The following is a 20,461-nucleotide window of genomic DNA, read 5'->3' as shown; positions in this document are numbered from 1 at the left end:
GGCCTAGGCCCGGCGCCTCAACACCACGCCCGCGAGCAGCAGGAGCAGGCCGAACGCCGCCAGCGGCAGGGCCGGGAAGCCGGTCCACGCGATCGGCGGGTCCTGCCGCACGTTCACGGTCGCCGAGCACCTCGGGTCGGAGCCGCCGGGCCTGCAGTTCGCGCCCGGCTCGTCCGAGGTCACGACGTTGCGCAGCTCACCGGGCCCGGTCGCGGTCACCCGGTACGTGACCGTGGCCGAGGCTCCGACCGCCAGCTCACCGGACCACGTCAGCACCGGCGACGTGAACGTGCCCGCGTCCGTGCCGCCCCAGCTCGCGTGCTTCAGCACGTCCGCCAGCGAGTCGCTGAACGACCCGGTGACCGGCGTCTGGCCCGTGTTCCGGACGGTCACGGTGTAGGTGATCTTCTCGCCCGGTTTCGCCTCCGCCCGGTCCGCCTTCTTCACGATCTCCAGGCCCGACACTGGGGTCTCGGTGCCACACGCCTCGCCTGGACAGTTCGACGGTGTGTCCGACGTGACGACGTTGCGCAGCGTGAAGTCGCCGGTCGGCGGGTCGTTCACGCGCACCCGGTACGTCACCGTCTTCGTGGCCCCGATCGCGAGCTCACCGGTCCACGTCAGCTTCGGCTCGGCGAACGAACCTGCGTTCGTGTCCACAAAGGACGCGTCGTCCAGCACTCCGCTCAGGTCGTCCACGAAACCGGCCGCGGGCAACGGGGTCTGGCCGGTGTTCGTGACCGTCACGGTGTACGCCACCAGGTCGCCGGGTTTCGCGGAGGTCCGGTCGGCCTTCTTGAGGATCTCCAGGCGCGGCACCAGCACCTCGACCGAACAACCCTCGCGGCAGTTCGAGCCGGGGGTGTCGGACGTGACGACGTTCTTGAGCCGCAGGTCGCCCTTACTCGTGACGGTCACCGAGTACCGCACCGTCGCAGATGCCCCGACCGCCAGATCGCCCTTCCACGTGAGCTTCGGTGCCGCGTAGGTGGCGAGACCCGAGGTCGAGGCCGCGTCGCCGTTGTACGTGGCGTCGTCGAGCACGTCGGTCATGTCGTCGGCGAACGCGGCGTCGCGCAGCATCGTGGCGCCGGTGTTCGTGACGACGATCGTGTAGGTGACCTTCTCGCCGGGCCTGGCCTCGGTCCGGTCCGCCTTCTTCACGATCTGGAAGCCGGCGATCGGGGTGTCCGTGGTGCAGCCGTCCGCGCAGTCGGTGTCCGGGATGTCAGACGACACGACGTTCTTGAGCCGCTTGTCCCCCGCACCCGTCACCTTGACCGAGTACGTGACCGTCACCGACGCGCCGACCGCCAGGTCGCCGGTCCACGTGAGCTTCGACGCCGTGAAGGACACCGAACCCGCGGTCGCCGCCTGATCACCGTTCCAGCTCGCGTCGTCCAGCACGCCCGTGAGGTCGTCGGCCACCGTGATTCCACTGTGGACCGTCTTGCCGGTGTTGGTGATCGTCACGGTGTAGCCGACGTCGTCACCCGGCTTGGCTGACGCCGGTTCTGACGTCTTCACCAGCTTCAGCCCGGCGATCGGCGTGACCGTCGCGCACTCGACGCAGGTGCCGCCCGGCGTGCCTGTCGTCACGACGTTGTCCAGGCTGAAGTCGCCGGTCACCGGGTTCTTCACGACGACGGTGTAGGTCACGGTCGCCGTCGCGCCGACCGGCAGGTCACCGGTCCACGTCAGCGTCGGCGCGGCGAACGAGACCGTGCCGCTCGACGCCGTCCACGTGCCGAACGTCGCGTCGTCCAGCACCTTGCTCAGGTCGTCGGAGAACGACGCCCCGGCCAGCTCGGTCTGGCCGATGTTGCGCGCCTTGACCGTGTAGGTGACGGTGTCGCCCGGCTTGGCGCTCTGGACGTCGACGCTCTTGCTGACCTCCAGGCCCGGCAACGGAGTCGACGTCGAGCACTTGGGGTCCGTCGATCCCGGCGGGCAGTTGCCGCCGGGTGTGTCCGAGGTGACGACGTTGTTCAGCCGGTGATCGCCGGCCGCCGTCACCTTCACCGAGTAGGTGATGACGGCCTGCGACCCGATCGGCAGGCCACCGGTCCAGGTCAGCTTCGGAGACGCGTAGGTCACCTCGCCGACGGTCGCGGCCTGGTCGCCGTTCCAGGTCGCGTCGTCCAGCACACCCGTCAGGTCGTCGCTGAACGAGGCGTTCTGCGACGTCTGCCCGGTGTTCCGGACGGTCACGGTGTACGTCACGACGTCACCCGGCACAGGCTTCTCCGGCGAGGCCTTCTTCACGATCTCCAGACCCGCGACCGGGGTGTCCGTGGCGCAGCCCTCCGAGCAGTCGGTGCCAGGGGTCTCCGACGACACCGCGTTCTTGAGCCGCTTGTCCCCCGCACCCGTCACCTTCACCGAGTACGTGACCGTCACCGAGGCACCGACGGCCAGGTCCCCGGTCCAGGTGAGCTTCGGCTCCTCGAACGACACCGAACCCGCGGTCGCCGCCTGATCACCGTTCCAGCTCGCGTCGTCCAGCACACCCGTGAGGTCGTCGGCCACCGAGATTCCACTGTGGACCGTCTGGCCGGTGTTGCTGATCGTCACGGTGTACTTGACGGTGTCACCGGGCTTCGTCGTGGCCGGCTCGGACTTCTTCACCAGCTTCAGCGAAGCGACCGGTGTGTCCGTGGTGCAGCCGTCGACGCAGTTGTTGCCGGGAGTCTCGGACGTGACGACGTTCTTCAGCCGCTTGTCGCCCGCCCCGGTGACCTTCACCGCGTACGTGACGGTCGCCGTCTCACCGACACCCAGCCGCCCGGACCACGAGAGCTTCGGCGCCGCATAGGTCGCCGTGCCCGTCGAGGCGTTCACCGCCTCCCAGGTCGCGTCGTCCAGCACACCGGTGAGGTCGTCGGCGAACGACGCGTCGAGCACGGTCTTGCCGGTGTTGCGCACGGTCACCGCGTACTTCACGGTGTCGCCCGGTTTGGCCGACGCGGGCTCGGCGGTCTTCTTGATCTCCACACCGGACACCGGGGTGTCGGTCGTGCAGTTCGGTACGCAGTTGTTGCCGGGGGTGTCGGACGTGACGACGTTCGTCAGCTGGTGATCGCCCTTGCCGGTCACGACGACCGTGTACTTCACGGTCGCGGAGCCGCCGATCGGCAGTGTGCCGGACCAGGTGAGCACGGGCGACGTGAACGTCCCCGCGGTCGTGCCGCCCCAGGTCGCGTCGTCGAGCACCTTCGTCAGGTCGTCGCGGAACGACGCGTTCAGCTCGGTCTGCCCGGTGTTCCGCACGGTCACGGTGTAGGTGACGGTGTCACCGGGGTTCGCGGACTTCCGGTCGGCCTCCTTCACGATCTCCATGCCGGGCAACGGGGTCGTGGTCGAGCACTTCGGGTCCGTCGAGCCTGGCGGGCAGTTGCCGGGAACCTCGCTGCTGACCACGTTCGCCAGCCTGTGGTCGCCCTTGATCGGGTCGTCGACCTTGACCACGTAGGTCAGGGTCGACGAAGCACCGACCGCGAGGTCACCGGTCCACGTCAGCGTCGGCGCGGCGAACTCCGCCTTGCCCGTGGAAGCCTGCACGGACACCCACGACGCGTCGTCGAGCACGCCGGACAGGTCGTCCGTCACCTTCTCGCCGGTCAACGGCACCTGACCGGTGTTGGTGATCGTCACGGTGTAGGTCACCTGGTCACCGGGGTTCGCGGACTGCCGATCGGCCTTCTTCTCGATCGTCAGCTCACGGCCGGGCGTCTCGGTGCTGCACGACGGGTCCGTGGAGCCGGGCGGGCAGTTGTTGCCGGGTGTGTCCGAGGTGATCTTGTTGTTGAGCTTCTTGTCGCCGGGGTTCGGGTTCTTCACCGTCACCGTGTAGGTGATCGTGGCCGTGCCGCCGATCGGCAGGTCGCCCTTCCACTCCAGCCTCGGCCACACCAGCGTGACCGCGCCTGTCGTGGCCTGCGCGTCGTCGTTGTAGACCGCGTCGTCCAGCACCTTCGTCAGGTCGTCGGTGAAGGACGCTCCTGTGTGGACGGTCTGGCCGGTGTTGGTGACCTCGACCGTGTAGGTCACGGTTTCACCGGGCACGACCTGGTCGCGGTCGTCGGACTTCTCGATGCGCAGCCCGGCGATCGGCGTGCTGGTGGAGCACTTGTCGCCGCCGGGGCAGTCGGCGCCGGGCGTGGTCGACGTGATCACGTTGTCCAGCTTGAAGTCCGCCGGGTCGCCGACCTTCACCGCGTACGTGACGGTGGCCGTGCCGCCGACCGCGAGATCACCGGTCCAGATCAGGCGAGGGGCCGTGAAGGAAGCCGAGCCCGTGGAGGCCTCGGCGGAAACCCAGTCGGCGTCGTCCAGCACCTTCGTCAGGTCGTCGGTGAAGGTGACGCCCTGCAACGGAGTCTTGCCGGTGTTCCGCACGGTCACGGTGTACTTCACCGTGTCGCCCGGCTTGGCCGACTGCCGGTCCACCGCCTTCTCGAACTCGACACCGGACACCGGCGTGGTGGTCGTGCAGTTCGGCACGCAGTTGTTGCCAGGGGTCTCCGAGGTGACGACGTTCGTGAGCTGCTTGTCGCCCTTGCCGTTCGCGACGACGGTGTACGTCACCGTGGCCGACTCGCCGGGCGCCAGCGGGCCGTTCCAGGTCAGCTTCGGAGCCGCGAAGGACGCCGTGCCCGAGGAAGCGCTGACCGAACCCCAGCCGGCGTCGTCGAGGACCTGCGTCAGGTCGTCGGCGAACGAGGCGTTCAACGGCGTCTTGCCGGTGTTCCGCACGGTGACCGTGTACTTCACCGTGTCACCGGGGTTCGCCGACTGCCGGTCGACCTCCTTCCTGATCTCCACCCCGGAGACCGGGGTCGACGTGCGGCAGTCCGCGTCGGTGGAGTCTGGCGGGCAGTTGCTGCCCGGCGTCGGCGACGTCACCACGTTGTCCAGCTGGTGATCGCCCTTGCCGGTCACCTTCACCGTGTACGTGATCGTCGCCGATCCACCGACCGCGAGCGTGCCGGTCCAGTCCAGCTTCGGTGCCGCGAACGTGGCCGTGCCGGTGGAAGCGCCGGCGGAAACCCAGTCGGCGTCGTCGAGCACCTTCGACAGGTCGTCGCTGAACGCGGCGTTCAGCGACGTCTTGCCGGTGTTGGTGACCTTGACCTTGTACGTCACGGTGTCGCCAGGATCGGCGGACTTCCGGTCGACCGACTTCTCGATCTTCAGGCCGGGCACCGGCGTGGTCGTGCCGCACTTCGGATCCGTCGACCCCGGCGGGCAGTTGCCGCCCGGCGTGCTCGACGTGATCGCGTTGTCCAACTGGAAGTCGCCCTTGACGGGGTTCGCGATCTTCAGCGAGTACGTGACGGTCGCGGAGCCGCCGACGGGCAGGTTGCCGGTCCACGTCAGCTTCGGCGAGACGAAGTCCGCCACACCTGAGGAAGCCGTGGCGGAAACCCACTCCGCGTCGTCGAGCACCTTCGTCAGGTCGTCGGTGAAAGTGGCGCCCTGCCAGAGAGTCTTGCCCGTGTTCGTGACGGTGACGGTGTACGTCACGGTCTCGCCGGGGTTCACCGACTGCTTGTCGGCCTGCTTCTCGAAGCTGATGCCGGACACCGGGGTGTCGGTCGTGCAGCTCGGCACGCAGTTGTTGCCGGGCGTGTCCGAGGTGACGACGTTCATGAGCTGCTTGTCGCCGTTGCCGGTGACGACGACGGTGTAGGTGACGGTCGCCGACGCCCCGACGGCCAGCGCACCCGTCCAGGTCAGCGTGGGCGAGGCGAACGTGGCCGTGCCGGAGGACGCCGTCGCGCTGCCCCAGGTCGCGTCGTCGAGCACCTTGGTCAGGTCGTCGGCGAACATCGCGTTCAACGGCGTCTTGCCGGTGTTGGTGACCTTGACGGTGTACTTCACCGTGTCGCCCGGATTGGCCGCCTGCCGGTCGACCGACTTCTCGATCTTCAGGCCCGGCGTGTTCACCGTGGTCGAGCAGTCCGGGTCGGTCGAGCCCGGCGGGCAGTTGCCCGCACTGCCGACCACCGCGTTGCGCAGCTGGTGGTCGCCCGTGATCGGGTTCTTGACCGTGACGGAGTAGGTCAGCGTGACCGTCCTGCCCTTGGCGACGTCACCGGTCCACGTGAGTTTCGGTGCTGAGTAGGAGATCGAGCCCGAGGTCGCGGCCTGGTCGTCGTTGAACGTCGCGTCGTCCAGCACCTGCGTCAGGTCGTCGGACACGGTCAGACCGGTGACGTCCGTGGCGCCGGAGTTGGTGATGGTGATGGTGTACGGCACTTGGTCGCCAGGATTCGCGGTGGTCCTGGTCGTCGACTTCTTGATGTCCAGGCACTCGACCGGCAGCCGGTAGTCCTCGACCTCACCGCTGTCCGCGAGACCCGTCGCGCTGGCCGCCTGGTCGGTGTCGTAGCTCGCCCGGAACCGCGCGTAGGTGTTGCCGCACTTGACGTTCTGCGGAATCTTCCAGGTGATCGTCGCGGATCGCGCGCCGGCCGCGAAGCTCGCACACGCGCGTTCGCCGGCGTCGAAGGAACCGTTGCCGTTGAAGTCGATCCACGCGCACACCCGGCCGGGCTGCGAGGCACCGGACAGCGTCACGGGCACCGAGTAGTCGTCACCGGCGTTCGACCGGGCCAGCCGCGGGAACGCCGCCACGCCGTCGTCGAGGTCGTCGCCGCCGGGAAGGTTGTTGTCGGCGCCCGCCGCGACGGCCTTGGGGCTCGGGGTGGTCGAGCCGGTGTTGATCGTCGCCGGGTTGTCGGCCGACACGCCCGAGCCCAGAACGAGATCGCCGACGACGTGGCTGGCGGCGGCACCGGCGTCGTAGCTCGCGGGCGCGTCACCGAAGTCCTCGTCCACCGAGACACCCGCGACGTAGAAGTCGTCGGTCGCGTTGCTGCTGTTGGTGAGCATGTCGACCTGGAAACTCACGGAGCTGACCGTGCCGTTCATGCGCACGCTGCCGCACGACGCGGGAGCCTGCCTCGCACCGTTGGAGTTGCACAGGACGTTGAGGTTGCGGTTCGGCGCCTCGACGCGCGTGCCGTTCTGCCCGATCTGCATGTTCGTCGCGCCCGCCAGCGGCCCGTCGAGCGTCACTCCTGGCGTGGTCAGCGTGTGTGCGACGTGCGTGCTGCCGGTGTTGCCGACGGTCGCGCCGCTGCCCGCGATGTGCAGCACGGGATCGCGCACCGGCCGGTTGAAGGAGAACGTCAGCGTGCCCCGGTTGAAGCAGTCCACGAACGCGGCACATCCCGCACCGGCGGCGGTGAGGCCGATCAGCGCCGTGTTCGCGGGGATCTGCGGCCGGAAGTTACCGGGCACCGCCCCGCGGTCGCCGGGAGGCGAGTTCAGCGTGGTCAGCCGCAGGTTCGCGCCGGACACCGACGCCGTGACCACCGCACCGGACGGCAACGTCGAACGCGCCGACGCGTTCACCGCCGGCAACGCGGAACTCGTGGACCACGACCCGGCCGCGTGCGTCTGGTACGCCTGCGCGGGTAGCGAGAACGTCGTTACCGAGACCACGAGCAACAGGGCCAGCAGGGCGGCGCGCATAGCACTCCTCAGCAGCGTGACGACTCCGTCACGCTAGGTGCACGTAAACCCATCTACCAGCGAAGTCACCGCTTCAGGCGACCTCGACGCGCGGCCGTGCTGCGGGTTCGGCGACCCGGCCCGATACTGCGTGACCGCAACGAGAAGGGCCCCGGTCGCGATGACCGGGGCCCTTCTCAGTGCTGACGACTCAGGCGCCGAACCCGACCTTGCGCGAGTCCTGCGGGCCGATCTCCACGTACGCGACGCGGCCAGCGGGCACGACGAACCGCGCACCCTTGACGTCCACCAGCGACAGCACGCTGGACTTGCCGGACACCGCGTCCGAAACCAGAGTCTCGACCTCGGAAGGGTTGAGCTCACTGGTCACGACGAGTTCGCGCCCGCTGTCCGCGACGCCGATCCTGACCTCCACGCTGACCTCCGTGCTCAAGAGAAAAATCTGATGCCGAGCCTACCCAGTGCGGCGACCACAATCACCGACAGGCGCTCCCGGTGTTCAGCAGGGCACCTCGCGGTGTCGACCCCCGCTCCCCATATGCCCGATATGAGGAGCGGGGGTCGACACCGCGATGCACCCGTCTGACCAGCGGGAATCACCTGCCGGCGGTTAGTGGTCGCCGCACTAGCCCAGACCCAGCTGCGTCATGCGCCGCGCGTGCGACTGCTGAAGGCGGCGGAACAGCTGACCGATCCCGGCGAGGTCGCCGGAGCCCCGGATGATGAGCTCGGAGAGGCCGTCCCGTTCCGCCACCACGTACTGGGCCTGCGTCAACGCTTCTCCGAGCAGCCGCCGGCCCCACAGCGCGAGCCGGTCGCGCACCCGCGGATCGGACTCGACGGCGGCCAGGACTTCGCGTTCAGCGAACGCCGAGTGACCCGTGTCGGCGAGCACGTGGAGCACCAGCTCCTTGGTCGGTGCGTCGAGCCACTCCGCGATCTCGCGGTAGAAGTCGGCCGCGAGCCCGTCGCCGACGTACGCCTTCACGAGCGACTCGAGCCACGACTTGGGGCTCGTCGACTCGTGGAACGCGTCGAAACCCTTCACGAACGGCGTCATCGCGTCCTCGACGGTGATGCCCTCGGCGGCGAGGTGCTTCTGCAGCAGCGTGAAGTGGCCGATCTCGGCCGCGGCCATCTGCGCGAGAGCGGCACGCCCCGCCAAGGTCGGCGCCGTGCGCGAGTCCTCCGTCATCCGGTCGAAAGCCGAGAGCTCGCCATATGCAAGCGCTCCCAGAAGATCGACAACACCCTCTGCAACACCCATGAGACCGAACTCTAGTGCGCGCTAGGTGGTCAAAAGTGTCTTGCCAGGTAGAATGGGGGCGGACGCCCGGCGTGACGAGTGTGACGACCACGCAGTGGCCCAATTTTTTCTTGGGCAGGCGCCAGAATGGTGCGCGTACACCTTTCCCGCAGCTGCTCATCGAGCGCGGTCGAGAGGCCCGGCCAGGGCTCGTACGCGCTTGGTACGAGAGAGGCTGATCACCCTGACCGCTGAAGTAGAAGCACATCTGGACCCGGTTCTCCTGGAACACAGCGAGGCCGGAGTTCCCGAAGAAGACACGTCGCACCCGTTGCTGGCAGACGCCCCGGTGCAGTCCGAATCCCCCACGTTCGCCGAGCTCGGCGTGCGTCACGAGATCGTCAAGGCGCTCGGCGAAGCCGGCATCGAGCGCACGTTCGCCATCCAGGAGCTGACGCTCCCCATCGCACTCGCCGGTGACGACCTCATCGGCCAGGCGCGCACCGGCATGGGCAAGACCCTCGGGTTCGGCGTGCCGCTGCTGCACCGCGTCGACCTGCCCGGCGACGGCACCCCGCAGGCCCTCGTGGTCGTGCCCACCCGTGAGCTGTGTCTCCAGGTCTCGCACGACCTCACCGACGCGTCGAGGCACCTCGGTGTGAAGGTCGCCGCCATCTACGGCGGCATCCCGTACGAGCGGCAGATCGCGCAGCTCCGCAAGGGCGCCGATGTCATCATCGGCACGCCCGGCCGCCTGCTCGACCTGGCCGAACAGCGCCACCTGGTGCTCGGCAAGGTCCGCATGCTGGTGCTGGACGAGGCCGACGAGATGCTCGACCTGGGCTTCCTGCCCGACATCGAGCGCATCCTGAACATGGTTCCGGACGAGCGTCAGACGATGCTGTTCTCGGCGACCATGCCGGGCCCGATCATCACGCTGGCCCGCACGTTCCTGAACCAGCCGACGCACATCCGTGCCGAGGAGAACGACGCAGGTCAGACGCACGAGAACACCTCGCAGTTCGTCTACCGGGCGCACTCGATGGACAAGCCGGAGATGCTGGCCCGCGCGCTGCAGGCCCGCGACCGGGGTCTCACGATGGTCTTCGCGCGGACCAAGCGGACCGCGCAGAAGGTCGCCGACGACCTGACCGAGCGCGGGTTCGCCGCGGCCGCCGTCCACGGCGACCTGGGTCAGGGCGCGCGTGAGAAGGCGCTGCGGGCGTTCCGCGCCGGCAAGGTCGACGTGCTGGTCGCCACCGACGTCGCCGCGCGCGGCATCGACATCGACGACGTGACGCACGTCATCAACTACCAGTGCCCCGAGGACGAGAAGACGTACGTGCACCGCATCGGCCGCACGGGCCGTGCCGGGCGCACGGGTGTCGCCGTCACGTTCGTCGACTGGGACGAGACGCACCGCTGGGCGTCGGTCAACGACATGCTGGGCCTCGGCCAGCCGCTGCCGGTCGAGACGTACTCCACGTCGGACCACCTCTACGCCGACCTGGGCATCCCGTCCGGTTCCACGGGCCGGTTGCCGCTGAGCCACCGCACCCGCGCGGGCCTCGACGCCGAAGAGGAGGAGAAGCTCGACACGGGCAAGCGCAAGCGCCGCAGCAGCACCAGCAGCAGCGGCAGTCGTCGTACGGGCTCCGCCCCCGCCGGTGCCGAGCAGGCGCCGGAGTCGAGCGAGGAGACCAGGCCGAAGCGGTCCCGCTCGCGCACGCGCAGCCGCGCCGGCGTGACGCAGGAGGGCGAGCAGACGCAGACGGGCCCCGAAGCCACCGAGAAGCCGGCCTCGGACAAGCCGCGCAGGCGTCGGCGTCGCCGAAGCTCTGCCGAACAGGCCGCTCCTTCGGCAGACTGATCACATGTCGTCCCCCGGTTCCGACGTCACGGATGTCGAGGACGTTCTCGACGAGCCCGCACACGAGGCCGCACCCGTCGCAGAACGTCCGCCCGCCCGGTCCTGGCGCACCCGCGCCGACTTCATCGCGATCGCCCTGATCGCGGTGGTGTCGGTCACGGCGTCCGTGCTGACCTGGGCGTTCAGCGATGCTCGCGCTACGACGTCGGTCACCGGGCCGTCGACGTGGGAGCAGCTGCCCGAAGTGACCACGCTGCCTCCGTCGCTCGCCGAGGTGTGGCGGGCGAAAAGCGGTGCCTCGCTGTCCCCCGTGGTCGTGCAGACCGCGTTGAAGGACACGGGCGAGGAGAAGCCGTCGACGGTCGTGACCGGCGACGGCGGCGAGGTCAACGGGCGCGACCCGCTGACAGGTGACGTGCGGTGGAGGTACAAGCGCGACCTGCCGCTGTGCGTGGTCAGCACGGGCTGGGGCCGGGCGATGGCCCTGTACTCCAAGGGCACGAACTGCTCCGAGCTCACCTCGCTCGACGGGGTCACCGGCGAGCGGCGGGCACAGCGCAACGGCGACGCGGAACCGGGCACGGCACTGCTCAACGAGGGTTCACACCTGATCACCACCGGCTCGAAGTTCGTCGAGGTCTACCGGCGCGACGACCTGGTGCGCTCGCTCGAGTACGGCGCTCTGCGCGCGATCGTGAACCCGAACAAGCAGCCGCGGGCCGGCTGCACGTACGGCTCGGTCGCCGTCGCCTCCGGCAGGTTCGCGATGGTCGAACGCTGTCCCGACGACGCGTCCGACCGGGTGACGATCCTCAAGCCGAACCCGGACAAGTCCGACGAGCCGAAGGTGTTCGGCAGCCCCCTCACCGGCGCGAAGAACGTGCAGGTCGTTGCCGTCACCGAGAAGCTCGTCGCGGTGGCCGCACCGAGCCCGAGCCGGCTGCTGATCTTCGACGCGGAGAGCGGCAACCAGGTCGGCGAAGCACCGCTCGACATCCCCGACGCCGACTTCACCGACCCGCCGAACCACGTGGCACGCGTCTTCACGACGAAGACGAACGCCTTCTGGTTCACCGGTTCCCGCACGGTCGCGCTGTCGCTGGAGACGCTCACTCCACTGTGGACTGCCGAGGGTGCGCTGGGCGCCGGTACGACGCTCGCGGGCCGCGCGGTCATCCCGGTGAAGGAGGGCCTGCGCGTGTACGAGCAGGCCACCGGTGCCGTCGTGGGCACGATCCGGCTGAACCGCGAGGGCCACACGGGCCCTGTGCAACTGGCCACAGCCGGTCCAGTCGTGCTCGAGCAGCGTGGCGAAACCCTGGTCGCACTGCGATAGTTCAGCTCGTGCACTCGCAGATCAGCCCTCACCGGGCGCAACGCGTCGACCTCCCGGGCCGCTACGGCACGATCGCGGCGCTGCGTGCGCCCGCGATGGGCGACGACGCGATGCGCACGACCGTGCTGCTCGTGCCGGGCTACACGGGCTCCAAAGAGGACTTCGCGCCGATGATCGACCCGATCGCGGACGCGGGTTTCGAGGTCGTCGCGATCGACCTGCCGGGCCAGCAGGACTCACCGGGCCCGGACGACGAGGCGCTGTACCGGCCGGGTCCGCTGGGGTCGGTGCTCGCCGAGCTGATCGGGAAGATCGCGGCGGACGGCCGCAAGGTGTTGCTGCTCGGCCACTCCTACGGCGGTCTGGTGTCACGTGCGGCGGTGTTCGCCGGGGCCCCGATCGCGGGGCTCACGCTGATGTCGTCGGGCCCGTCCGAACTGCCCGCGGGAGATCGCCGCACGGTGCTGGAGGTCGGCGAGCACGTGCTGGCCGAGCAGGGCGTCGAGGGCACCCAGCGGCTGAACGAGCTGCGGGCGCAGCAGAACCCGGCGTACGCGGTGCTCCCGCAGGAGCTGAAGGACTTCTACCGCACCAGGTTCCTCAAGTCGCAGGCCGCGGCGTTGCTCGGCATGGGCAACGGCCTGCGCTACGAACCGGACCAGGTGGCGAAGCTGGCACGCGCGCTGCGTTCGTCCGGCACGCCCTGCCTGGTGGTGTGCGGCGACGCGGACGACGCGTGGACGCCCGCCGCGCAGCGCGACATGGCGGAGCGGCTGGACGCGGACTTCGCCGTGCTGCCCGGCGTGATGCACTCGCCGAACACCGAGGCACCGCTGGACCTCATCGCCACGCTGCTGCCGACGTGGCGGGCCTGGCTGACTTCCTGAAGTCAGGACATCAGAACCGCGGCGAACGCGCCGAGCAACATGAACGGCCCGAAGGGCAACGCGCTCTTGAGCGTGACCCTCCGCAGCAGCAACAGCACCAGCGACACGACTGCCGACAGGATGAACGCGAAGGCCGCGCCGAACAGCAGCACCGGCCAGCCGAGCCACCCGAGCGCCATGCCGATGACGCCGGACAGCTTCACGTCGCCGAAGCCCATCCCGGCCGGGTTGACGAACTCCAGCACGCGGTAGACGAACGCGAGCGCGAGCCCGCCGAGCACGGCCCTGCCGAGCGCGCCGAACGTGCCACCGGTCAGCGCGGCCACCGTGAGCAGGAGCAGCACCAGCGGGTACGCGGGCAGCGTCAGCACGTCCGGCAGCCGGTGCACGGCCGTGTCGATGAACGCGAGTGCGACGCCGACGGCCCCCAGGCACGCGAACGCGAGCACCTCGACCGAGCCGGCGAACTTGAGCGCGAGCACGGCGAGAACGGCCGCTGACACCAACGGCAGGGCGATGCCGGCACGCGTGAACCGGCTGACCGTGCCGTGCAGGGCGACACCCGAGGCGAGCCCGCCCAGGGCACCGCCGGCGGCCCAGAGAACCATCATGCGGCCGACGGTAGAGCGCGTACGACCACAACGGAACGTGACGACGGCAGATCTGGCCGAGGGGCCTACAGCGTGTCCCCCGATCGACCGACAATGTCCTCCGATCTGCGCTTTCGTTACACCTCATCGCCCGATACCGGCGACCACCTCACATCACGCAGAGTTGCGGCGTCCCGACCTGGATCACACATCCCACAGGAGACCGCAATGCTCACCTTCCTCAGCTACGTGCAGACGTTCCTCACCCGCACCAAGCGCGAAGACGACGACAGAGGCGCGACCGCCGTCGAGTACGGCCTGATGGTCGCCCTGATCGCGATCGTCATCATCGTCGGTGTGACCGCGGTCGGCGTGAACCTCCTGGCGCTGTTCAACGAGATCGCCGCCGAACTGCTCTGACCGTGAAGCGTCCGCACGAATCGGACCGTGGCGCCACCGCCGTCGAGTACGGCCTGATGCTGGCGTTGATCGCGGTCACCGCCCTGGTGGCCATCACCGCGGTCGGCGAGAACATGGCCGCCATGTTCGAGTTCGTCGCCGACGTCATCGATGGCTGAAGTCTCCTGTCCCGCGCGGCCGGCGCTCCCCTCCGCCGGCCGCGCGCCTTTCTTCGGAGCGGTCATGACGAACCTTGCTCGCGATCGCGGCGCGACCGCTGTCGAAGTCGCCCTGCTGATGCCGATCGTGCTCGTCCTCGTGATGGGCATCGTCGACTTCGGCTGGGCCGTGCGCGCCCAGATCACCCTGACGCAGGCCGCGCGTGAAGGCGTCCGGGTCGCCGCGCTGAGCCAGCCCGACCCCGCCGGTCGCGCGGTGCTCGCCGCGACCGGTCTCGACGACGTCGACGTCGCGGTCGACGCCTGCCCCGCAGGTGGGACCCCTGGCGAAGACAGCGCCGAGGTCGTGGTCACCCACACGTACGACTTCATCACGCCGGTCGGCGGTCTCGCCGGACTGTTCGGCGGCGGTGGCTTCGGCTCCCCCATCACGCTGAGCGCCGAGGGAGTCATGCCATGCGGATGAACACGGGTGACGACCGGGGAGCGCTCGGCGTGCTGATCAGCATCCTGCTCGGGTTCGGCGTCCTGCTCGGCATGGGCGCCATCGTGATCGACGTCGGCTTCCTCTTCAAGGAGCGTGCCGAACTGCAGAACGGGGCCGACGCCGGAGCACTGGCCGTCGCCCACAGCTGCGCCGCCGAGCCCTGCATGGTCAACAAGTCCAACTACTTCGCCAACCACAACGCCAAGGACGGCGTGTCCACTGTGGATGTCGTGTGCGGATACGACAAGGGCGGCGTCCTGCCCTCCTGTCCCGCGACGACGGGCACGATGACCGACTGCCCCGCGAAGCCCGCCGCCGGCATCACGTACGTGGACGTGCACACCTCGACGCAGACGTCCGGTGGCGGCACCCTGCTGCCGCCGATGTTCGCCCGCTCGTTGCTGGACAACGGTTCCTACGAGGGCTCGCGGGTCGCCGCGTGCGCCCGCGCCAGGTGGGGCCCGCCGAAGACCGCGACCACGATGGCTCTGACGATCTCGTGGTGCGAGTGGGACGAGGCGACGTCGGGCGGCACGAACTTCGGCCCCACACCGCCCACCACGCCGCCGCTTTCGGTGCACCGCGTGCTGAAACTGCACACCACGACCGGGACCACCTGCCCCAGCGGCCCGTCGGGGTCGGACGGCCCCGGCATGTTCGGCTGGGTCGATGACACCGGTTCCGACTGCTCGGTGGACATCCTGAACAACACCTACAGCGCGGACACCGGCGCCTCGGCCGGCAGCGACTGCAAGACCGCGCTGGCCGCCGCGTTCAGCTCGCGCCAGGCCGTCTACTTCCCCATCTACACCAAGGTCACCGGCACCGGCACCGGCGGCACGTACGCGCTGGCCGGCTTCGCGGGGTTCGTCGTCACCGGCTACTGGCTGCCCGGCGCGAGCCAGAAGGACTGGCTGACGAACAAGAACGAGTGCAAGGGCTCGGACAAGTGCGTCGCGGGCTACTTCGTCGAGGGCCTCATGCCCAACACCGGCACCATCGGCGGCCCCGACCTCGGAGCCCGCATCGTCCAGCTCACCGGCTGAAACCCAGGAGTCGTCATGAAGAACCGCGCAGTCGTCATCATCCTGGCGGTGTTGCTGGCCGTCTGCGGCAGCGCCGGGGTGTTCCTCTACGTCCGCAGTGCCGACACCCGCGCGATCGCGGGCCAGCAGGCCGTCACGGTGCTCGTCGCGAAGGAACGCATCCCCGCCGGTACGAGCGCCGACTCGCTGAAGGACCTCGTCGAGCAGCAGCAGATGCCCAAGAGCAGCGTTCCCGCGAACACGATGTCCGAAGTGGACTCCTCGGTGGCGACGCTCGTGACGTCGTCGGAGATCACCGAGGGGCAGCTGCTCACGAAGACGCTGTTCACCGAGCAGGCGTCACTGGCCAAGGGGATCTCGATCCCGGACGGCATGATCGCGGTGACCGTGCCGACGGAGGCCTGGCAGCGCGCGGGCGGGCTCATCCAGAAGGGCTCGAAGGTCGCTGTCTTCGACACCTTCACCGTGATGGACGGCAAGGGCAACACCCCGTCTGGTGACGGTCTTTCCAAGCAGTACGAACGAAACCAGTCCACCCGGCTGCTGCTGACCGGCCTGGAGGTCCTCTCCGTCGTCGACGAGAAGAAGGCGGCCGAGGACGGCGACGTCGGCAAGGCCATCGTCACGGTCGCGGTGAAGCAGGCGGACGCGGAGAAGCTCATCCACGGCCAGCAGACGGGAACGCTCTACTTCGCGTTGCTCGGCGGCAAGTCCGAGATCGCGCCCGGCAACGGCGTCGACAACCGCTCCCTGTTCGGAAACTGAGGCGTGCCATGACGATCCTGTGCGAACCGGCCGCACTCGCCGGACAGCTCTCCCCCGCGCTCGGCGGTGACGTCCGCTCGGTGGAGACCCTGGGCGACACCTCGCGGTTGCTCACCACCGACCCCCTGGAGAACCTCGTCGTCATCGGTTCCGCCATCGACCTGGACGAGGCCCTGGCGTTCACCGCGGGCCTGCGGGTCGAACGTCCGTCGGCCGGCGTGGTGCTGCTGCGCGACGTGCTCGACGTCGCGGTGCTGACCCGCGCGTTGCGAGCCGGGGTGCGGGAGGTCGTCGCGCGGGACGACCTCACGGCCCTGGTGGACGCCTGCACCCGGTCGCGGGCCCTGTCCTTGCAGGTCACCGGCGTGCCGCTGCCCCGGGCCGACGAGCGCAGGAGCGGCCAGGTGATCACGGTGTTCGCCGCGAAGGGCGGCTGCGGCAAGACGACGCTGGCGGTGAACCTGGCCGCGTCGCTCGCGGCCGGTGGCACGCGGTCGGTGTGCCTGGTGGACCTCGACCTCGCGTTCGGCGACGTCGGCATCTGCCTGCGGGCCGAGCCGGTCCGCACGATCGTGCACGGGCTCGGGATGGTCGGTCACGTCGACGCGGCGGGGGCGTCGTCGCTGCTCACGGCGTGCCGGCCGGGGCTGAGCGCGTTGCTCGCGCCGGTCGAGCCCGGTGACGCGGAACGGATTCCGGCGTCGCTCGTCGGCGAACTGCTGGAGGTGCTGCCGACGATGTTCGACTTCGTCGTGGTGGACACGCCGTCCGCGTTCAGCGAGCACGTGCTGGCCGCGATGGACGCCTCGCACCACCACGTGCTGCTGACCACGCCGGACGTGCCGGCGTTGAAGAACCTGCGCGTGACGCTGGACATGCTGGACCTGCTCTCCTACGCGCACGACATCCGGTCGGTCGTGCTCAACCGTTCCGACGCGAAGGTCGGGCTCTCGATGGACGACATCGACCGCGTGGTGCGCAGCGACATCCGCGCGCACGTGCCGTCCAGCCGCGACGTGCCGATCTCGGTCAACAAGGGCAACCCCATCGTGATCGACCTGCCCAGGCACCCGGTCAGCGAGGCCATCTCGCGGTTCGCCCGTGAGCACGTGCTCGCCGAGCCCGTCGCCGCCTCCAGACCCTCGAAGAGGTGGTTCCGATGAGCCTGGCCAATCGCATTGCCGCGCAACGGGAATCGTCGTCACCGACGCCGCCGGTGCGCCGCCAGAACCGCGCCGCCGACCCGTTCGCCGAGGTCAAGCGCAGTGTGCACGCCGGTCTGCTGGAGGTGCTGGGCCCCAAGCTCTACGACGCGCACCTCGACCAGCGCGAGCTGGAGACCCGTGTGCGCCAGACGTTGCAGGCGGTGCTGGAGCGCGACGAGACGCCACTGACCAACGCCGACCGCGCCCGCATCGCGCTGGAGGTGCTGGACGAGATCCTCGGCCACGGTCCGCTGGAGCCCTACCTCCGCGACCCCGGCATCTCCGAGATCATGGTCAACGGGTTCGACCAGATCTACGTCGAACGCGCCGGGCGCCTGGAACCGGTGCCCGTGGCGTTCGCGGACGAGTCGCACCTGCGCCGCACCATCGACAAGATCGTCGCCAAGGTCGGGCGCCGGGTCGACGAGGCGTCCCCGATGGTCGACGCGCGCCTGCCCGACGGCAGCCGCGTCAACGCCGTCGTGCCACCGATCGCACTGGACGGCTCGGTGCTGACGATCCGCAAGTTCGCCGCCGACCCGTTCACCGTGGACGACCTGGTGGGGTTCGGCACGCTGACGCCCGCGACCGCCTACCTGCTGCAGTCGTGCGTGCAGGGGCGGATGAACATCCTGATCGGGGGCGGCACCGGCTCGGGCAAGACGACGTCGCTGAACGTGCTGTCGTCGTTCGTACCCGCGGACGAGCGCATCGTCACCATCGAGGACGCCGCCGAGCTGCAGTTGCGCCAGGACCACGTGCTGCGCCTGGAGGCCCGGCCGCCGAACGTGGAGTCGCGCGGCGAGGTGGCCGTGCGGGACCTGGTGCGCAACGCGCTGCGGATGCGGCCCGACCGGATCATCGTCGGCGAGGTGCGCGACGGCGCGGCGCTGGACATGTTGCAGGCCATGAACACCGGCCACGACGGCTCGATCACCACCGTGCACTCCAACTCGCCGCGCGACTCGTTGTCCCGGCTGGAGACGATGGTGCTGATGGCGGGCGTGGACCTGCCGGCGCGGGCGATCCGCGAGCAGATGGCGTCCGCGATCGACCTGATCGTGCACCAGTCGCGGTTGAAGGACGGCACGCGGCGGATCACCCACATCACCGAGGTCATCGGGATGGAGGGCGAGATCGTGACGCTGCAGGACATCTTCACGTTCGACTTCCACGCCGGGGTCGACGAGCGCGGCTTCTACCGGGGCACGCTGCAGTCGACAGGGCTGCGGCCGCACTTCGTGGAGCGCCTGCGCGACCGCGGGATCGACGTTCCGCCGCACCTGTTCGGAGGTGGTCCGCGATGACCCGTGTGGTGGCCGGCTTCGTCGCCGGTGTGCTGCTGACGTTCCTGTTCAGCGCTTTCGCCTTCGCCGCACCGACTCGCGGGGTCGTGGTGCTGCTCGACACCAGCGGGTCGATGGCACCTGATCGGATCGTCGTCGCACGGCAGGCGATCTCCACGTACGTGTCGTCTCTGCCCGCTGACGTCCAAGTCGGGCTGGTGGCGTTCTCGTCGCAGCCTTCGCTGGTGCTCGCGCCCACCTCGGACCGAGCTGCTTTCTCCGGCGCGTTGGACTCGTTGCAGGCCAAGGGTGACACGTCGTTGTTCGATGCCGTGCCGGTCGGGTTGTCCGCGCTGCAGGGGATTTCCGAGCGGCGGATGGTGATCGTGTCCGACGGCGAGGACACCGTCTCCCGCTCCACTGTGGACGCGGCCGTCTCCGCGGTCGCGTCCGCCGGTGTGCCGACCGACGTGATCGGCTTCCAGTACAGCGACGAGGCTCTGCGCCGCATCTCCGCCGCTGCCGGCGGGCGGCTGCTGACCGCTTCCGACGCCCCCGCCCTGGCTGCCGCGTTCGCTGCCCTGGCCGTGCCGACCTCCGTCACCGCCGCGCCTTCCGCCACCGCTCCCGCGCCCCTGCCGGCCGTCGCACCTGCGCCGGCTCCTGGGCAGAACTGGGCGGCCGTGGTGTTGATCGTGGGCACGTTCCTGGTCGTGTTCCTCGTCGTGATCATGCTGCTGACGCCGCGCCGATCCGCCGCGGGCCGCGGGCTCGAACGCCACCTGGAGCACTACGGCGCGCAGGAACCCGTTGTGCAGGAGGAGAGTCAGGCCGCGCAGACCGCCGTGGTCTGGACGCGCCGGGTGATGAGCGACGACGGCGCCGCCCGTCTCGCCGACCGGCTGGACCTGGCCGGGATGAAGGCGAGTCCGGCCGAGTGGACCCTGCTGCGGCTCTGCGCCGGTGCCGGGCTCGCCGCGCTGCTGACGTTGCTCACGACGTGGTGGATCGGCGTGCCGCTGGGCGCGTTGCTCGGCTGGCTGCTGGCGGCGCTGGTGGTGCGGGCGCGGACCTCGAAGCGCCGTGCCGCGTTCGCCGACCAGCTCCCCGACGTGCTGCAGCTGGTCGCGAGCTCGCTGCGGTCCGGTTTCTCGCTGGCGCAGTCGATCGACGCCGTCGTCCGCGACGACACCCAGCCCACCGCGGGCGAGTTCTCGCGCGCGCTGGCCGCCACCCGGATCGGTGCCGAACTGGAGGACGCGCTCGACCGCGTGGCCGCCCGGATGCACAGCGCCGACCTCGCGTGGGTGGTGATGGCGATCCGCATCCAGCGCCAGGTGGGCGGCAACCTCGCCGAGGTGCTGATGAACACCGTCTCCACCATGCGCGACCGTTCGCAGACCCGCCGGCACGTCCGCGCTCTTTCAGCGGAAGGCCGCCTGTCCGCTTACGTCCTGGTCGGGCTGCCGATCTTCCTCGCGGCGTTCCTCTTCTTCTTCCGCGCGGACTACATGCGGCCGCTCTACACGACGTTGATCGGCGTCGTGATGCTCTCGTGTGCCGCCGTCCTGGTCGTGCTCGGCTCGTTGTGGATGCGCAAGCTCGTGCGCGTGGAGGTGTGAC

15 protein-coding genes are annotated in these 20,461 nt (G+C 69.5%); 11 read left to right on the top strand and 4 right to left on the bottom strand.

The features are described from left to right. Nucleotides 1-3: 3 nt before the first annotated feature. The 3 genes from SK571_RS35400 to SK571_RS35390 form a co-directional block, all read right to left on the bottom strand. Complete coding sequence (locus SK571_RS35400; RefSeq protein ID WP_319988452.1) at nucleotides 4-7,542, bottom strand: DUF7927 domain-containing protein; 7,539 nt, start codon at nucleotides 7,540-7,542, stop codon at nucleotides 4-6. 190 nt (nucleotides 7,543-7,732) lie between these two features. Beyond that, complete coding sequence (locus SK571_RS35395) at nucleotides 7,733-7,975, bottom strand: DUF3107 domain-containing protein (protein ID WP_406602080.1); 243 nt, start codon at nucleotides 7,973-7,975, stop codon at nucleotides 7,733-7,735. Between the two features lie 192 nt (nucleotides 7,976-8,167). Then, nucleotides 8,168-8,809, bottom strand: a complete 642-nt coding sequence (locus SK571_RS35390; protein ID WP_266040962.1) for a ferritin-like fold-containing protein — start codon at nucleotides 8,807-8,809, stop codon at nucleotides 8,168-8,170. A 199-nt stretch (nucleotides 8,810-9,008) separates the two neighbouring features. Here SK571_RS35390 and SK571_RS35385 point away from each other — a divergent pair, with 199 nt between their 5' ends. From SK571_RS35385 to SK571_RS35375, 3 genes are read left to right on the top strand one after another with little or no spacing between them, the layout of a single operon-like run. Continuing rightward, nucleotides 9,009-10,658 (top strand): DEAD/DEAH box helicase, encoded by a 1,650-nt coding sequence (locus SK571_RS35385; protein WP_319988451.1) that lies wholly within the window; start codon nucleotides 9,009-9,011, stop codon nucleotides 10,656-10,658. A gap of 4 nt (nucleotides 10,659-10,662) precedes the next feature. Further along, on the top strand, nucleotides 10,663-11,994 hold the full coding sequence (locus SK571_RS35380; protein ID WP_319988450.1) for an Rv3212 family protein: 1,332 nt from the start codon (nucleotides 10,663-10,665) through the stop codon (nucleotides 11,992-11,994). Between the two features lie 8 nt (nucleotides 11,995-12,002). After that, on the top strand, nucleotides 12,003-12,881 hold the full coding sequence (locus SK571_RS35375; protein WP_266040959.1) for an alpha/beta fold hydrolase: 879 nt from the start codon (nucleotides 12,003-12,005) through the stop codon (nucleotides 12,879-12,881). A gap of 2 nt (nucleotides 12,882-12,883) precedes the next feature. Here SK571_RS35375 and SK571_RS35370 read toward each other — a convergent pair whose 3' ends face one another. Next, nucleotides 12,884-13,492 (bottom strand): A24 family peptidase, encoded by a 609-nt coding sequence (locus tag SK571_RS35370; protein WP_319988449.1) that lies wholly within the window; start codon nucleotides 13,490-13,492, stop codon nucleotides 12,884-12,886. A 207-nt stretch (nucleotides 13,493-13,699) separates the two neighbouring features. Here SK571_RS35370 and SK571_RS35365 point away from each other — a divergent pair, with 207 nt between their 5' ends. The 8 genes from SK571_RS35365 (at nucleotide 13,700) to SK571_RS35330 (ending at nucleotide 20,460) form a co-directional block, all read left to right on the top strand. Beyond that, nucleotides 13,700-13,891 (top strand): Flp family type IVb pilin, encoded by a 192-nt coding sequence (locus SK571_RS35365; protein WP_319988448.1) that lies wholly within the window; start codon nucleotides 13,700-13,702, stop codon nucleotides 13,889-13,891. A 2-nt stretch (nucleotides 13,892-13,893) separates the two neighbouring features. Continuing rightward, nucleotides 13,894-14,049 (top strand): Flp family type IVb pilin, encoded by a 156-nt coding sequence (locus SK571_RS35360; RefSeq protein ID WP_266040954.1) that lies wholly within the window; start codon nucleotides 13,894-13,896, stop codon nucleotides 14,047-14,049. 64 nt (nucleotides 14,050-14,113) lie between these two features. Further along, nucleotides 14,114-14,515 (top strand): TadE/TadG family type IV pilus assembly protein, encoded by a 402-nt coding sequence (locus SK571_RS35355; RefSeq protein WP_319988447.1) that lies wholly within the window; start codon nucleotides 14,114-14,116, stop codon nucleotides 14,513-14,515. Further along, complete coding sequence (locus SK571_RS35350; RefSeq protein WP_319988446.1) at nucleotides 14,506-15,582, top strand: pilus assembly protein TadG-related protein; 1,077 nt, start codon at nucleotides 14,506-14,508, stop codon at nucleotides 15,580-15,582. The genes SK571_RS35355 and SK571_RS35350 overlap by 10 nt, the downstream gene beginning before the upstream one ends. 15 nt (nucleotides 15,583-15,597) lie before the next feature. Continuing rightward, nucleotides 15,598-16,347 (top strand): Flp pilus assembly protein CpaB, encoded by a 750-nt coding sequence (gene cpaB / locus SK571_RS35345; protein ID WP_319988445.1) that lies wholly within the window; start codon nucleotides 15,598-15,600, stop codon nucleotides 16,345-16,347. A gap of 8 nt (nucleotides 16,348-16,355) precedes the next feature. Continuing rightward, the gene (locus tag SK571_RS35340; RefSeq protein WP_319988444.1) at nucleotides 16,356-17,510 is read left to right on the top strand and encodes an AAA family ATPase; all 1,155 of its coding nucleotides are present in this window, start codon (nucleotides 16,356-16,358) and stop codon (nucleotides 17,508-17,510) included. After that, entirely contained in the window at nucleotides 17,507-18,859 is a 1,353-nt protein-coding gene (locus tag SK571_RS35335; protein WP_319988443.1) for a CpaF family protein, read from the top strand. The genes SK571_RS35340 and SK571_RS35335 overlap by 4 nt, the downstream gene beginning before the upstream one ends. Then, nucleotides 18,856-20,460: a VWA domain-containing protein gene (locus SK571_RS35330; protein WP_319988442.1), complete on the top strand. Its 1,605-nt coding sequence runs from the start codon at nucleotides 18,856-18,858 to the stop codon at nucleotides 20,458-20,460. Before SK571_RS35335 ends, SK571_RS35330 begins: the two co-directional genes overlap by 4 nt. Nucleotide 20,461: the final 1 nt, after the last annotated feature.

Origin of the sequence: Lentzea kristufekii (genome assembly GCF_033949925.1) — a bacterium.
Classification (GTDB): domain Bacteria; phylum Actinomycetota; class Actinomycetes; order Mycobacteriales; family Pseudonocardiaceae; genus Lentzea; species Lentzea kristufekii.
Note: the sequence above shows the minus strand (reverse complement) of the source record. Positions and strands in the feature narration are given on the sequence as shown.